14 protein-coding genes are annotated in these 16082 nt (G+C 42.9%); all 14 read left to right on the top strand.

Translation table 11 applies throughout. From position 1 onward, the window contains the following. The first annotated feature begins 72 nt into the window (after positions 1 to 72). The 14 genes from AAEU28_RS06030 to AAEU28_RS05965 all read left to right on the top strand — a co-directional run bounded on the left by AAEU28_RS06030 (position 73) and on the right by AAEU28_RS05965 (position 16014). Complete coding sequence (locus tag AAEU28_RS06030; RefSeq protein ID WP_138480264.1) at positions 73 to 438, top strand: response regulator; 366 nt, start codon at positions 73 to 75, stop codon at positions 436 to 438. 310 nt (positions 439 to 748) lie between these two features. Then, positions 749 to 3163 carry a bifunctional aspartate kinase/homoserine dehydrogenase I gene (gene thrA, locus AAEU28_RS06025; RefSeq protein WP_421963334.1) on the top strand — a complete coding sequence of 805 codons (2415 nt, stop codon included), beginning with the start codon at positions 749 to 751 and terminating at the stop codon, positions 3161 to 3163. A 9-nt stretch (positions 3164 to 3172) separates the two neighbouring features. Then, a complete protein-coding gene (thrB, locus tag AAEU28_RS06020; protein ID WP_421963333.1) occupies positions 3173 to 4111 on the top strand; it encodes a homoserine kinase in 939 nt (312 codons plus the stop codon). A 3-nt stretch (positions 4112 to 4114) separates the two neighbouring features. Continuing rightward, complete coding sequence (gene thrC / locus AAEU28_RS06015) at positions 4115 to 5398, top strand: threonine synthase (RefSeq protein ID WP_421963332.1); 1284 nt, start codon at positions 4115 to 4117, stop codon at positions 5396 to 5398. A gap of 253 nt (positions 5399 to 5651) precedes the next feature. Continuing rightward, positions 5652 to 6908 carry a serine hydroxymethyltransferase gene (gene glyA / locus AAEU28_RS06010; RefSeq protein WP_390441979.1) on the top strand — a complete coding sequence of 419 codons (1257 nt, stop codon included), beginning with the start codon at positions 5652 to 5654 and terminating at the stop codon, positions 6906 to 6908. A gap of 82 nt (positions 6909 to 6990) precedes the next feature. Continuing rightward, positions 6991 to 7440, top strand: coding sequence for a transcriptional regulator NrdR (nrdR, locus tag AAEU28_RS06005; RefSeq protein ID WP_058030850.1), 450 nt, complete (start codon positions 6991 to 6993; stop codon positions 7438 to 7440). Next, positions 7440 to 8558, top strand: coding sequence for a bifunctional diaminohydroxyphosphoribosylaminopyrimidine deaminase/5-amino-6-(5-phosphoribosylamino)uracil reductase RibD (ribD, locus tag AAEU28_RS06000; protein WP_421963331.1), 1119 nt, complete (start codon positions 7440 to 7442; stop codon positions 8556 to 8558). The genes nrdR and ribD overlap by 1 nt, the downstream gene beginning before the upstream one ends. A 5-nt stretch (positions 8559 to 8563) precedes the next feature. Continuing rightward, positions 8564 to 9220, top strand: a complete 657-nt coding sequence (locus tag AAEU28_RS05995) for a riboflavin synthase (RefSeq protein WP_421963330.1) — start codon at positions 8564 to 8566, stop codon at positions 9218 to 9220. A gap of 23 nt (positions 9221 to 9243) precedes the next feature. Next, positions 9244 to 10356, top strand: a complete 1113-nt coding sequence (gene ribBA, locus AAEU28_RS05990; RefSeq protein ID WP_421963329.1) for a bifunctional 3,4-dihydroxy-2-butanone-4-phosphate synthase/GTP cyclohydrolase II — start codon at positions 9244 to 9246, stop codon at positions 10354 to 10356. Between the two features lie 153 nt (positions 10357 to 10509). Then, entirely contained in the window at positions 10510 to 10974 is a 465-nt protein-coding gene (gene ribE / locus AAEU28_RS05985) for a 6,7-dimethyl-8-ribityllumazine synthase (protein ID WP_138480280.1), read from the top strand. An 11-nt stretch (positions 10975 to 10985) separates the two neighbouring features. Then, positions 10986 to 11396: a transcription antitermination factor NusB gene (nusB, locus tag AAEU28_RS05980; protein ID WP_058030845.1), complete on the top strand. Its 411-nt coding sequence runs from the start codon at positions 10986 to 10988 to the stop codon at positions 11394 to 11396. Between the two features lie 44 nt (positions 11397 to 11440). After that, positions 11441 to 12403 (top strand): thiamine-phosphate kinase, encoded by a 963-nt coding sequence (gene thiL, locus AAEU28_RS05975; RefSeq protein WP_421963328.1) that lies wholly within the window; start codon positions 11441 to 11443, stop codon positions 12401 to 12403. Positions 12404 to 12411: 8 nt separating this feature from the next. Beyond that, positions 12412 to 12897, top strand: coding sequence for a phosphatidylglycerophosphatase A (locus AAEU28_RS05970; RefSeq protein WP_421963327.1), 486 nt, complete (start codon positions 12412 to 12414; stop codon positions 12895 to 12897). A 24-nt stretch (positions 12898 to 12921) separates the two neighbouring features. Further along, on the top strand, positions 12922 to 16014 hold the full coding sequence (locus tag AAEU28_RS05965) for a diguanylate cyclase domain-containing protein (RefSeq protein ID WP_421963486.1): 3093 nt from the start codon (positions 12922 to 12924) through the stop codon (positions 16012 to 16014). The last annotated feature ends 68 nt before the right edge of the window (positions 16015 to 16082 follow it).

Here is a 16082-nt window from a genome sequence, read left to right as displayed (position 1 = left end):
GATGAATATGTTATAAGACATCTTAAATAGAGTGCTAGTAGTAGGTTAATTTCGAGTGAATGAGTTTAAAATATGAGCTTTACTATTTTGGTTTGTGATGATTCTGTGGTTGCCCGAAAACAGGTGGTTCGCTGCTTGTCATCAGCGTTTGATGCAACAATCTTGCAAGCGAAAAATGGTGTAGAAGCGTTAGAGGTTTTAAATAATCACCAGGTTGATTTACTTTGCCTTGATTTAACCATGCCAGAATTAGATGGTGTAGGTGTATTACAAGCCGTGAAATCTCAAGTTATCGAAACTTTTGTTGTAGTCATATCTGCGGATATTCAACCAGAAATGAAAGCGCGAGTGGAGCAACTTGGTGCAATCTCTTTTATCGAAAAGCCCGTTAAATCTGATGTTTTATTAGACGTTTTGCATACTTATGGCCTTAGGTAACTCGGTCTTTTAGGCTAGCCTTTTTGCTTCCTAGTTTTCTCTATTTAACTTATAAAAGTTATACCAAGGTCTAATTTTTCCTTTCTTTAAATCAAACTTGAGTTTTTTGCATAATAATTTCATAAAAAGACGGTTGCATGGTGTCTGATTTTCGGGCAGTCTAATAATTATGAAAACAATGAATTTAATTACGACCATTATTACAACCACCATCCTAACTGGATAGTGGCATAGGTCGTTGCGCATTAGAAAAAGGCCTGTGTTCACTACGAACACAGGCCTTTTTTCGTTTTTGGAATGAGGAAAAATTATGCGAGTTTTAAAATTTGGCGGCTCTTCGCTCGCCGACTTTGATTGTCTCAAACGGGTCAAGCAATTGATCGAGTCTCAAGCCGGCGAGCAAGCCTTAATTGTGCTTTCGGCCCCAGGTGGCATGACAGACCAACTTGTTGAGTTAGCCAAGCTTGCTGAACAAGGTGCTGATTACAGTGCTCAGTGGCAGACTTTGCTAAATCGCGCAGACAGTTTGAAGCGTGATGTGGAGCAGTTAGACTCTGTTGTCGCTCATTGGCCAAGCTTTGCTGAGCTAAGTGATAAGCTAGAAGGGGTTAAATTACTAAAGCACTGTCCTGAGCAAGTTAATGCCTTCGTGATCAGTTTTGGAGAGCGAGTGAGTGTTGCACTTATGGTTGCTTTACTAGGCCAAAGAGCTGCTTATCTAGAGGCGACGCAGTGTATTGAAACGCAAGGCGGCTACCTTGATGCAGAAGTGAACCTAGTCGCGAGCGAGCAACGTTTTGCTGAAGTTTTAAAATCGCAACCCGCTGACTTTTATATTATGCCGGGGTTTACTGGGGTAAATAATCAAGGCGAACTAACAACCCTAGGCCGCAATGGTTCAGATTATTCTGCTGCTGTAGCTGCTGCCTGTTTAAAAGCCGAAGTCTGTCAAATTTGGACTGATGTAGATGGTGTTTATAATGCCGATCCGCGCTTTATCAAAAAGGCCAGGAAGGTAGATAGCCTATCTTATAAAGAAGCGATGGAGCTGTCATACTTTGGCGCTAAAGTCCTTCACCCAAAAACGATTTTACCGTGCGCGAAAGTTGGCGTGCCATGTGAAATTAAAAATACCCATAATCCTGATGTGCCAGGTTCTGTGATCTCAAATGAATGCCAAAGCGACGAAACCGTTAAAGCCATTTCATCATTAGAGAACTTGGCGATGTTGACGGTGTCAGGCCCCGGCATGAAAGGCAAAGTCGGGATGGCTGCACGTGTTTTTAGTGCACTTGCCAATGATAATGTTTCTATTGTTTTGATCACGCAATCATCGTGCGAGTTCAGTATCAGTTTCTGTGTGCATGAAGAAGATCTAAATTTAGCTTTAAGTGCCTTAGAGCAAGCATTTGAACTTGAGTCGCAAGCTGGATTAATTGAGCCTGTTCAAGTGCAGCGTGAACTTGCCATTGTGACTTTGGTAGGTGATAACATGAAAGCACATAAAGGACTTGCAGCTAAGTTCTTTGATTCACTGGCACAAGCGCAAGTTAATATCGTGGCCATTGCGCAAGACTCCACTGAAAGTGCGATCTCAGCTGTGGTTGATGGTGCACTGTGCAATGATGCGGTAAAAGTCTGTCACGAAAACTTCTTCACTCATGTACCTTCAATTGATGTGTTTTTATTAGGCTGTGGCTTAGTTGGTCAAGAACTGGTTAAGCAGCTTGAAAAACAGCAAGATTGGCTAGCAAAGCGTAATGTAAAGCTTAACCTTTATGGTGTGGCTAATTCACGCAAGTTTTTACTAGATGCAAACGGCATCGAATTTGGTGCATGGCAAGCTCAATTAGAGCAACAAACATCAGGTTTCGAACTGGCTAAAGTAGAGCAGTTTGTTAGAGAAAATCACCTTATTAACCCTGTGCTGGTGGATTGTAGCTCGTCACAACAACTAGCAGATCAATACTATGACTTTTTAGATGCGGGCTTCCATGTGGTTGCTGCAAATAAAAAAGCCAACACAGGTAGTTTTGAATACTATCAGTCTTTAAAAAGCGCAGCGCAAAAACGTCAGCGCAAATTCTTATATGAAACAAATGTTGGTGCAGGCCTGCCGGTACTAGATAACTTACAACTGCTTTTTGGGGCAGGTGATGAGTTATTGTCATTTAACGGTATTCTTTCTGGTTCACTCTCGTACATGTTCGGTGTACTTGAAGATGGCTTAAGTTTGTCAGAAGCGACTGCAAAGGCGAAAGCGAATGGTTTTACAGAACCCGATCCGCGAGATGATTTATCGGGTACTGATGTTGCGCGTAAGCTTTTGATCATTGCCCGTGAGTCAGGTCTTGAATTAGAGCTATCTGATATTGAAGTTGAAGCAGTTGTTCCTGAGTCGTTTGCGCCAGGGACAAGTGTTGATGAGTTTATGACTAAGCTACCTGAACTTGATGCGCCATTTGCTGACAAAATTCAAAGTGCCGCAAGTGAAGGCAAGGTGTTGCGCTATGTCGGCAGCATCGAAAACGGTAAATGCAAAGTGGGTATAGAAGCAGTTGATAAACAACATGCACTTTATGATATCCGTGATGGTGAAAATGCTTTGGCAATTTTGAGTCAGTACTATCAACCACGCCCATTTGTCATTCGCGGTTATGGTGCGGGTGCAGAAGTGACATCGGCGGGTGTTTTTGCTGACATCTTAAAAACACAGTCGCGTTAAGGAGTCGTTATGATAAGTTTTTATGCACCCGCGTCTATCGGCAACTTTTGTGTTGGCTTTGATTCTTTAGGGGCTGCGCTGGCGCCAATAAACGGTGAGCTACTGGGTGATGTGGTGAATGTTAAAGCGGCAGAGCAAGACACGTTTGTTTGTTCAGGTCCTTATGCCGATAAATTACCGGGAGAGGCTCACGAAAACTTGGCCTATCAGTGCCTAGTTCACTTTCGTGAACATGTTGCGCCAAGTATGCAGCCGGTTTATCTAGAGCTTGAAAAGCGGTTACCAATTGGTTCAGGTCTAGGCTCGAGCGCGTGCTCTGTGGTAGCGACTTTTGCTGCATTAAATGAGTTCGCACAAACGAAATTAAGCCAAATCGAGATGATTGAATTGATGGCTGATTTTGAAGCGAAAGTCAGTGGTGCACGTCACTATGACAACATCACGCCTTGTTATTTAGGCGGTTTACAATTAACTGCTGATCTTGTGCCTAACAAAGCTTTATCTGTGCCAGTTAACTCTGACTGGTATTATGTCGCGGCATACCCAGGTTTTGCATTGAATACAGCAAAAGCGCGTGCAGTATTACCAAAACAAAGAAGCAGCTCCGAAGCCATTGAATTTGCGCAGCGTTTGTCGAGCTTTTGCCTTCTTATGCAAACTGAGCAATTCGATTTAGCGCTCTCTCTGATGAAAGATGATATGGCAGAGCCTTATCGCCGCTCTTTAATCGCTGGGTTTGAACAAGCTAAAACAGCGCTACCTGAACTTGGCGCTGAGCTGGTAAGTATTTCAGGCGCAGGTCCCACACTCTTTACGATTTGTAAAACCAAACAAGCGGCAGAGCAATGCCAAGCCTGGTTAAACGAACACTATATTAATGAACACGGTTTTAGTCATATTTGTAAGTTAGACCAGCAAGGCACGCGTGCCATTTCACAAGGAGAATAATCAATGCAACTTGTAAACTTAAAAGGTGCCACGCAGCAAGTGTCTTTCACTACGGCAGTTAAAACAGGTCTTGGCCGTAATCAAGGTGTGTTTTTTCCAGAGCAACTGAGCAAATTAGAAAATATCGATGCTTTACTTGAAAAGCCATTCGTTGAAAGAAGCGTCGAAGTATTGAGCCACTTAATTGGTGATGAACTGCCAAAAGATACGTTAGCCGAAATGGTCGCACGAGCTTTTAACTTTCCGGCGCCGCTTAAGCAAATTGGCGACAAGCAATATTGCCTAGAGTTGTTCCATGGCCCAACCTTGGCGTTTAAAGATTTTGGCGGACGCTTTATGGCTGAATGTATTGGTTTATTTAATCAAGGTGAGCGTGTCACAATTTTAACTGCGACCAGTGGTGACACAGGTGCAGCGGTAGCACATGCTTTCTATAACAAGCCAAATGTTGATGTAGTTATACTTTATCCAGAAGGTAAGATCTCGCTCGCCCAACAAAAGCTCTTCACGACGTTAGGCGGGAATATTCATTGCTATGCGGTTGAAGGCAGCTTTGATGATTGCCAAGCGTTGGTTAAGCAGGCGTTTTTAGATGATGAAATGAAAGAAAAGCTGGGTTTAAACTCTGCTAACTCTATCAATATCAGCCGTCTAGTTGCACAAGTATGTTATTACTTTGAAGCAATCGCACAATTACCTGCAGAGCAAAGGGGTAAAGTGCATGTTTCTGTACCAAGTGGTAACTTTGGCAATGTGTGTGCAGCTATGATAGCCGCAGCGCTGGGTTTACCTATTGCAAACTTGTCTGCAACCACCAATCAAAATGACACTGTACCACGTTACATGACATCAGGTGAGTGGTCGCCAAATGCCACATTAGAGTCGTTATCTAATGCAATGGATGTGAGTAAACCTAATAATTGGCCTCGCGTTGAAACAATGCTAGAACGTGGTGATTTCGATAAACATGAGTTTTATTCAAGAAGCGTCTCAGAAAGTCGCACGCAAGTGGTAATGAAAGAGATTGCTGCAACGGGTTACGTGATGGAGCCGCATACCGCCATTGCACTTGAAGGTCTGACTTTAGATAAAGCTGAAGATGCTGTGGGGATCTGTTTAGCTACGGCGCACCCTGCAAAGTTTAAATCTTCAGTAGAAGAAGTGCTTGAGCAAGAGATTGCAATGCCTAGCGTGTTACAAGATGCCTTAGATAAAAAGTGTTTAGCTGAGCCAATGCAAGCCGATTATACACAATTGAAAGCGGCTGTTTTTGCTAAATTACTGTAATTATTAATCGCCAAGGGTGAGCCTTTGTAGACTTAAAAAGTTGACCAAACTCACCCTATATAAATAACGCTTATTTATTCCCTTCTTATTTATTTGTTTTTTTAATGTTTAAATAAAAAAATATCATTACATAAACACTGTGAAATAAATTCAATCCCTGTTTAAATATGCTCAAGCCGAAATTATAGGCATCGGACGCATAACTGCGTACAATACAGCTTTTACTACCCTAAACGTGTACCTAGGAGACCCCATGTTAGAACGTAACATGAACATTGCAGATTTTGACCCTGAATTAGCAAATGCGATTGCACTTGAAACGACTCGTCAAGAAGAGCACATCGAGCTTATCGCTTCTGAAAACTACTGTAGCCCACGTGTTTTAGAAGCTCAGGGTTCTCAATTAACTAACAAATATGCTGAAGGTTACCCAGGTAAGCGTTACTACGGCGGTTGTGAGCACGTTGACGTTGTTGAGCAGCTGGCTATTGACCGTGCTAACGAGCTTTTCGGTTCAACTTATGCAAACGTACAACCACACGCTGGTTCACAAGCAAACGCGGCAGTATTCCAAGCGCTTCTTCAGCCACATGACACTGTATTAGGTATGAGCCTTGCACATGGTGGTCACTTAACACACGGTTCTCACGTAAACTTCTCTGGTAAAACGTACAACGCTATCCAGTACGGCCTTAACGAAGAAACGGGTGAGATCGATTACGCACAGGTTGAAGCATTAGCACTTGAGCACAAGCCAAAAATGATCATCGGTGGTTTCTCAGCATACTCAGGTATCGTTGATTGGGCTAAATTCCGTGAAATCGCAGATAAAGTAGGTGCTTACCTATTAGTTGATATGGCACACGTTGCAGGTCTTGTTGCTGCTGGTGTTTACCCAAGCCCAGTACCTCACGCACACGTTGTAACGACTACGACGCACAAAACTCTAGCGGGTCCTCGTGGTGGTCTTATCATCTCAGCTTGTGATGATGAAGAGATCTACAAGAAGCTAAACAGCGCAGTATTCCCTGGTGGTCAAGGTGGTCCTCTATGTCACGTTATCGCTGGTAAAGCGGTAGCTTTCAAAGAAGCACTACAGCCAGAGTTCAAAACTTACCAAGAGCAAGTTGTTAAGAATGCACAGGCAATGGTTGCTGTTCTTCAAGAGCGTGGTTATAAAGTTGTTTCTGGTAAAACAGACAACCACTTATTCTTATTAGACCTAATCGACAAAGACATCACAGGTAAAGATGCTGATGCGGCACTTGGTCGTGCAAACATCACTGTGAACAAGAACTCAGTACCAAACGACCCACGCTCACCATTTGTAACGTCTGGTCTTCGTATTGGTTCTCCTGCTATCACGCGTCGTGGCTTCAAAGAAGCTGAGTCAGCAGAGCTTGCAGGTTGGATCTGTGACGTACTAGACAACATCAACGATGAGTCAGTACAAGCAGAAGTAAAAGAGAAAGTAAAAGCTATCTGCGCTAAATTACCAGTTTACGCGTAATTTCGCTCACAAAATCAAAGAATTTTGTTATGATTAAGGCCGCATTTGCGGCCTTTTTTATATTTTTCACAAGTGATTATCTATGCATTGTCCATTTTGCACCGCTAAAGAAACAAAAGTCATTGATTCCCGTTTAGTCGGCTCAGGCCATCAAGTCCGTCGCCGCAGAGAATGTGTGTTATGTCATGAGCGCTTTACGACGTTTGAAGGTGCTGAATTAGTCATGCCGCGGGTAATTAAACAAGATGGTTCTCGAGAGCCATTCAATGAAGACAAATTACTAAATGGTCTGCACCGTGCATTAGAGAAACGTCCAGTTAGCACTGAGCAAATTGAAGAAGTCGTACATCAAATTAAATCGCAAATTCGTGCTACGGGTGAGCGTGAAGTGGCAAGCCATATGATTGGTGAATGCATTATGGAAGCGCTGAAAAAGCTCGATAAAGTGGCCTATGTCCGCTTTGCTTCCGTATACCGCTCATTTGAAGATATTAGAGAGTTTGGCGAGGAAATCGCGAGGCTTGGAGATTGATGTTTAGCGAGCAAGATAAAGAGTTTATGCAGCAGGCCATCGCACTTGCTGCAAAAGGCCGTTTTACCACCTCACCTAACCCTAATGTGGGCTGTGTCATCGTAAAAGATGGCAATATTGTCGGTCATGGCTATCACCAAAAAGCCGGTGAAGGTCATGCCGAAGTACACGCATTAAAGATGGCTGGAGACAAGGCAAGAGGTTCAACCGCCTATGTCACCTTAGAGCCATGTAGCCATTATGGTAGAACACCGCCTTGTGCTAAAGGTTTAATTGACGCTGGCGTTAGCCGCGTTGTTGCCGCCATGGTCGATCCTAACCCAGAAGTCGCAGGTCGCGGCTTACTTATGTTAGAAGAGGCAGGAATTGAAACTGCAGCAGGTTTATTTGAGCAAGCTGCAAGAGCACTGAATCCAGGTTTTTTAACTCGCATGGAAACGGGCTTGCCATATATCAGTTGTAAACTGGCAGCGAGTTTAGATGGTAAAACCGCATTAAAAAATGGTGAGAGTAAGTGGATCACCTCAAGTGCAGCTCGTCAAGATGTGCAGTTGTTACGTGCTGAGCACTGCGCCGTGTTATCGGGGGCTGATACTGTGCTGTTTGATGATGCTAAATTGAACGTACGACTTTCGGCAGAGCAGCTTGAGCTTGCGGAAGGGTTGTTGGTTCGCCAGCCTATTCGAGTGATCATCGATTCTCAAAATCGTTTGTCTCCAGACTTAGCATTATTCTCAATTAATAGTCCTATTATAATTTTAAGAACAAAAGCAGATACAACGCACCAGTGGCCAGAGCATGTCACAGAGCTGGTGGTTGACTCTATAAATGGTAAGGTTGATATCAAAAAAGCGTTAAAGCAATTAACTGCGCATGGTATCAACAGTGTATTCGTTGAAGCAGGCGCGACGCTTGCTGGTAAGTTTCACGAATTAAATCTTATCGATAATTATATTCTTTATTTAGCACCTAAAATTATGGGTCAAGACGCGCGAGGTTTATTTAACGTGCCAGAGTTGACGCAGATGGCAGATGTACAGAGCCTTCAATGGCACGATATTAAGCAAGTTGGCGATGATATTCGTTTAACAGCACGCAAAGTAGCGCAAAAAGGTTAAGTTTTATGTTTACAGGTATCATTGAAGCAACCGGTAAGTTGACTGAGTTGACACAAAATCAAGGCGACCTAACGGTTCGTGTAAGTAGCCCAAATTTAGACATGGGCGACGTACAGTTAGGCGATAGCATTGCCACAAATGGTGTGTGTTTAACGGTTGTTGAAAAATTTTCTGATGGTTTTCGTGCCGATGTTTCAAATGAGACCTTGAAATTGACGCAATTTGCTCAATATAAGCTAGGGCAAACAGTTAATTTAGAAAAAGCATTACAGCCTATTTCTCGTTTAGGTGGTCATTTAGTCTCAGGCCACATTGATGGCATTGCGACAGTCGTGGCGATTTCACCTAATGCCCGCGCAACCGAATATTGGTTAGAAGCGCCCAGTGAGCTGATGAAATATATTCCATATAAAGGCTCAGTAGCCATCGATGGTATCAGCTTAACTGTAAATGAAATTAAAGACTGTCAGTTTAAGCTGACAATTGTGCCGCATACAGCACAAGAGACAACCATTGCTGAATTTAAAGTGGGCAGTAAAATTAACTTAGAAGTGGATCAAATTGCACGTTATTTGGAACGCTTAGTACTTGGAGCTCAAGAGCCTGCACAAAGCTCTACTCTCACAATTAACTTATTGGCAAACGCAGGCTTTATTAAGTAGCGAATTAATTAAACAGGTAAATTATGAACTTGAACAGCGCACAAGAGATCATCGAAGACATTAAAGCCGGTAAAATGGTTATCTTGATGGATGATGAAGACCGAGAAAATGAAGGTGACTTAATCATCGCAGCCGAGCATATTTCAGCGGACGCCATAAACTTCATGGCAACCCACGGCCGTGGTTTAATTTGTTTAACTATGACTCAAGAGCGTTGTCAGCAGCTTGATTTGCCATTAATGGTGAGAAATAACGGCGCGCAATTCTCAACTAACTTTACGATGTCTATTGAAGCAGCAAAAGGTGTAACTACCGGTATTTCTGCCGCTGACCGTGCGCGTACAGTACAGGCAGCTGTTGCTAAAGGTGCAGTGCCAACAGACATCGTGCAGCCAGGTCATATCTTCCCAATTATGGCACAACCTGGTGGGGTATTAACGCGTGCTGGTCATACAGAAGCTGGCTGTGATTTAGCGCGTTTAGCAGGTTTAGAACCCGCTTCGGTGATTGTTGAGATCTTAAACCCTGACGGTACTATGGCTCGCCGCCCTCAGTTAGAAGTGTTTGCTAAAGAGCATGGTTTAAAAATTGGTACTATCGCCGATTTAATTGAATACCGTAACTTAAACGAAACGACCATAGAAAAAGTTGCGCAGTGTAAATTGCCAACTGAATATGGTGAATTCGATTTAGTTACTTATAAAGACACCATTGATAACCAGCTTCATTATGCTTTACTAAAAGGTGAAGTTTCAGAGTGTGATGCAACGCTCGTGCGTGTTCACTTACAAAGCACTTTCAATGATGTATTGCTATCAGACAGAGGCGCTGATAGAAGCTGGAGTTTACACGGTGCGATGAAGCACATCAGCGAAAATAATGGTGTGCTGGTTATTCTGGGTAAACAGGAACAACCTGAAGACATCGAGCACATGGTAAAAGCATTTGCTGCTCAAGATGCAGGCGAAACTGTGAATCAGCGTAAATTCCAAGGTACGTCTCGTACCGTTGGTGTTGGCTCGCAGATCTTAGCTGATTTAGGCATTCAAAAAATGCGCCTAATGAGTATGCCGAAAAAATATCATGCACTTTCAGGTTTCCACCTAGAAGTGGTTGAATACGTAGAGCCTAAATAATTGAATGAAAAAGCCCGTTGATGACAGCGGGTTTTGTTATTTGGGGTTAACCAAAACTGTGCTATTATGCGCGCCAATTTGGCAATTGCTTATTGCGTACTCGGCGCACTTTGATTGCAAAGTACGAAACATTAAGAAGATTAGGACCATCTAATGAAGATTATTGAAGGTAACAAATACGCTCCTGGCAAAAAATTTGCCATTGTTATTTCACGTTTTAATGATTTTATCGGTAGCAGCTTACTTGAAGGTGCTGTTGACGAGCTAAAGCGTGTTGGTGGTGTTAAAGAAGAAGACATCACTGTGGTATATGTACCAGGTGCCGTTGAGTTACCATTAGCAGCTAAGCGTTTAGCGATGAAGAAAGAGCATGATGCAATCATTGCATTAGGCGTTATCATCCGTGGTGGTACACCACATTTCGACCTAGTTGCTAACGAGTCTAATAAAGGACTTGCAAGCGTTTCATTAGACTATGATATTCCGGTAGCATTTGGTGTATTAACCACGGAAAGCATTGAGCAAGCCATTGAACGTGCGGGCACTAAGATGGGCAACAAAGGCGGCGAAGCAGCCCTTGGTGCACTAGAAATGGTGAACGTGCTAGAGCAAATTTAAGAGGATCCTCAGTGAAACCAGCAGCAAGACGTAAAGCACGTATATTAGCGCTTCAAGCCGTATACTCTTGGCAATTAAGTGGCAACCCGATTGCCGATATTGAGCAACAAATGTTGATCGAGAATGATGTATCTAAAGTAGACGTAGAATACTTTAAAGATCTTGCTCGCGGTGTTGCAGTAAACGTAAAACAATTAGATGAGCTTGTTAAGCCACATCTTTCTCGCCCATTTGAAGACTTAGATGAAGTTGAGCGTGCAGTTTTACGTTTAAGTGCATACGAACTTAAGTTCCGTGAAGATGTACCTTACAAAGTAGCAATCAATGAAGGCATTGAGCTTGCGAAAATCTTTGGTGCAGAAGACAGCCATAAGTTTGTGAACGGTGTTTTAGACAAAGCAGTTAAAGCAGTTCGCAAATAAAGGCAAACAATTTGGAGAGCCGGCTTAGGCCGGCTTTTTTATGTATGAAGGAATTTGAGTTAATCAATCGATTTTTCACCGGCCGTGGCATTACTCGACGTGATGTAGACTTAGGCATAGGTGATGATTGTGCCCTAGTTACTATCCCTGAAGGCTGCCAATTAGCGGTCACCACAGATACGCTGGTTGAAGGCGTTCATTTCTTTTCTGATATTTCACCCAAAGCCTTAGGACACCGAATTTTAGCGGTAAACTTAAGTGATTTAGCTGCAATGGGGGCAGAGCCTGCTTGGATATCAATAGGCTTAACGCTACCTAATGTTGATGAAACCTGGCTAGAACAGTTCACGGAAGGTATGCACGATATTGCTGAATACTATAACGTGCAACTAATTGGTGGTGACACCACGCAAGGTCCATTAACGATTACCGTGTGCGCTAAAGGTATCGTGCCAAAAGGCAAAGCACTGACACGCAGTGGCGCAAAAGTGGGCGACTGGCTGTATGTAACGGGCGACCTTGGTGATGCCGCTTTAGCAATTGAAGCGCGTAAACAGGGCTGGGAGCTAAGTGAAGCGCACCGAGCTTATGTGCAGAAAAAGTTTGATTATCCAGCCCCCCAAGTCGCAGCAGGCCAGGTTTTACGTGGTTTGGCGAATTCAGCCATTGATATTTCTGACGGTTTGCTGGCTGATTTGAATCATATCCTGACGCACTCAGGTGTTGGTGCGACTATTCATGCTGATAAAGTACCACTTTCAAATGCGCTTAAAAACTTGCCAGATGAAGAAGTACGTTTAATGCTGGCAATGGCCTATGGCGATGATTATCAGCTGTTGTTTACAGTGCCTGATAGTAATAGAGTAGCAGTAGAAAAGCGCTTGGCAGAATATGGGGTGACACCTACCTGTATCGGGCAAATTAACGCAAATGCTGGCGATGTATCGCTACTTTATAAAGATAAACCTTGGCCATTTCCCGCAACTGGCTTTGAACATTTTAGTTAGGAGTCAGTTTGGCTAAGCAGTACAAGTTTGATATTCGTAAACCTCACCAATTCTTTGGTTTGGGTTTTGGTTTAGGTCTCGCCCCGTTTGCCCCAGGCACATTTGGTACCTTAGGTGCGTTACCGCTTATTTTCATTACAGCTAGTTACCCATTATGGCTGCAATGTGTTTTTGCAGTTGTGATTAGTGTATTTGGTATTTGGGTGTGTGGACAAACGGCTAAAGATGTTCAAGTTCATGATCATCCAGCAATTGTTTGGGATGAAGTAGCTGGCTTTTACATTACCATGATAGGCGCAGCATTATCTTGGAAAGCGCTTCTAGTTGGCTTTTTATTATTCCGATTTTTCGATATTGCCAAACCAGGTCCAATCAGAATGTTAGACAAAAAGCTGCATGGTGGCTTTGGGATCATGGCGGATGACATTTTAGCGGGTATTTTTTCGTTGCTTTGTGTACAAGCTTTGTTTAAAACTGGTTTCTTAGTAGCTTAATCAATAAAAGATTGTGAGTGTATGATCAAAAAAACCTTGCTAGTGTCTTGGCTGTTTATACTGATGAGTTTTTCAGTCTCGGCTGCCATCAATGACTATATTGTGAAGCAATGGAATGTACAAAATGGCTTACCCTCACAATCAATTAAAAGTTTGATTCAAGACCAGCAGGGTTATGTATGGCTTGGCACTCAATTTGGCCTCAGTCGATTTGATGGCTATCAATTTCGAAATTTTACAACACAAAACACGCAATTCTTACAAACCAATGCCATTCATAAGTTACTGTTAGATAGACATGGTAAGTTATGGATAGGTACCAAGCGCGGTCTTCATCGCTTAAATCCCCACACGCTTGATGTTCAGTCATTTAATATCAAAGGACCTATTCTCGATATTGTTGAGGACAAGCAAGGTGACATCTGGGTTGCAGGTAATGGCCTATTTTACATCGGCAATGACCAACAAGCACAGCGTGCATTTGATTCAGCAGAAGATAAGAAAAAGTTTCCTGTTAACCGCATTAATCAGATTGTAGGTAGTGTGTCTAAAATCGCCCAAGGCACCGATGGTTTATGGTTGGTAAATGAGCGTAACCTTCTAAAAATAACCAAGTCAGCTACCAATCGTAGAGATGTATTTCGTCTTGAGCTTGGTTTTAGGTTAGCGCTACCAGAGCAATTAGCACAAACAATTGTGCATGATTTGGCATGGATTGAAGGGCGCTTGTATCTAGCGTCTGAACTCGGTGCTTACTTCTTAGATATAGACCAAGTGCTGAGACGTTATACCGAGCTTGGCAATGGCGCTGTTTACAAATTTATGTATGACTCAGATACAGGGTTATGGGCGTCTACTTCAACTCGCTTGATGTTCAGAGAGGGGATCTCTGATTGGCGTTATGTCGAACCAATTCATGCGGATCAGTCAATTTGGTTTTCAGACATGTTTAAAGACGCAGAAGGAAACATTTGGTTAGCCAGTCTGAACGAAGGGCTTTGGTTTGCGCACACAGGTAATATTGCGCGACATATGATTGATGGTAACAGTCAGCAAGGTATAACGGCAACGACCATAGATAACCAAGGTCGAACTTGGATGGCATCAAGAAGTGGTGTCGGTTACTTGAATAATGATGAATCATTACAAGTGGTTATTACCCCTGAAGAGTTAAAAAATAGCACAATATATGAGCTTGAATTTAGTGGTAATAGCTTGTTCATAGGAACTGAACGAGGTGCCATGATTTATGAGCAAGGGGTGCTACAGCTGTTACCGTTTCGAGAGTTACGACAAACGCCAGTCTTAGCCATAACACCGTCGCAGCGTGGCGGAATGTGGATAGGTACGGGTAGTGGTATGTACCGTCTTGAGTACTCGGGTTTAACACCGTTTGCTTACAATGCATTTTTAGGCAGTCAGTTTGTCACGTATATCAATGATCAGCCAAATGTCGGGTTCATAGGTACTAACAAAGGAGCCTATCAATTTAATCAAAAAGGCATTGAAAAGCTTGGTGGTCAAACGTCTCTAGAGTCCGCTTATGTTACCAGTATTTTATACATCCAAGGTGTGGCGACTTTAGTTGGTTCTTGGAATGATGGGTTATTTTATCGAACAGCAAAGGGGGATTGGTACCAACTAGATGCCTCAAATGGCTTACCACATGGCTCAATTTCTTCGCTTTATTATGATCAGCAACAGGCGCTTATTTGGGTCAGTACTCGAAAAGGTGTGTACCGTTTGCCCGCTGCGCAATTTACGCACCCAATAAACAATTTAAAAGTTGAGCAGGTTATTAGTCAATTTGACCGCCAGCTCGATGGCAAAGTCGGTCGTTGCTGCTCTGGTTTCGGTGGTGATGCAGTATTAGAAAAGCAAGGCGCTATTTGGTATCCAAGCTCTCAAGGGGCAGTTGAAATTCCCAAGAATGTTGAATTATTTGGTTCTAAAGATTTATCACCAAAACTGGAAGAGGTGATCACACAAGATCGAGCGATAGTCGCAAGTAAATTTGCTGAGCTACTTAAACTTGATACCAGTGAGCGAGATATCACGATTAACTACACCGCCATAGACTTTTATGCGCCAGCGAGTATCGAGTTTAGATATCGTTTAACTGGCAAAGAAAACACTGAATGGCGAGAAGTATTTAATCGTCGAGAAGCGATATATACGAACTTAGAGCCGGGTGTATATAACTTTGAACTACAAGTTAAGCGTAAAGGTGAAGGCTGGCAACAAGCTCGAAGCATTACACAGCGTATTGAGATCCCTAGGCGTTTTGATGAAACTGTGTACTTTAGGCTGTTAATTACGCTAGGGTTTGTTCTACTGTTTTACGTATTCTTTTGGATTTTTAGAGCCCAAGAGCGACGTAAGCAGCAGGCCCTTGAATCTTTAGTGGCAGAGCGCACCATGGCACTTCGTCAAGCGAACGACAAGCTTAACCAAGTGAATACTCAGATGAAACTAGTTAGCCATACAGATGAGCTCACAGGCCTCAAAAGCCGTCGTTTCTTATTCGATCAACTCCCTAAAGATGTTGAACACTACCAGCGTAACTCGAAGTCATTACAGCAACAGAATAAGCGCCTGGTACTGCTTATTATCAATGTCGATAATTTTAGTAAAGTGAATGATGCCTATGGCCCGATTGGCGGTGATAGTTGTTTACAGCAACTTGCTACTTTATTGAACACCAGAACGCAAGGCTCAGATTATGTGGCTCGTTGGAGTGGTGATGAGTTCTTATTATTGCTTCGCGACTTTAAGCGTGACGCAATTGAAACTTACATAAAAGAACTTTGCCGCGGTATTGCTGAGTGTGACTTCCAATTACCCAATGGTAAGTCGATTAATATGACAGTGTCTATGGGCTGGTCATTTTACCCACTGCCTCTGCTAGGTGGGCAAGTGATAAGCTGGGAGGCCTCTGTGAATTTGGCGGATGTCGCACTTCATCAAGTAAAACAACGTGGCGGTGATGGTGCTGCAACCATCACATTTGATGATCAGTTGGATGCGTTTGAATTTGAGCAAACAAGTAATGTTGAGTCACAATTACAAACCTTACAGGCAAATGGGCTTGCAGATGTGAAAATTTGGATGCGTTAGTTAGTTGTCAAGTACAGGCTAGTCATTAATAACTTTAAAGCGTAAAAAAAGGAGCCAAAGCTCCTTTT

This window comes from Pseudoalteromonas sp. SS15, assembly GCF_049257195.1.
Classification (GTDB): Bacteria; Pseudomonadota; Gammaproteobacteria; order Enterobacterales; family Alteromonadaceae; genus Pseudoalteromonas.
This window is presented reverse-complemented; position numbering and strand designations above follow the sequence as displayed.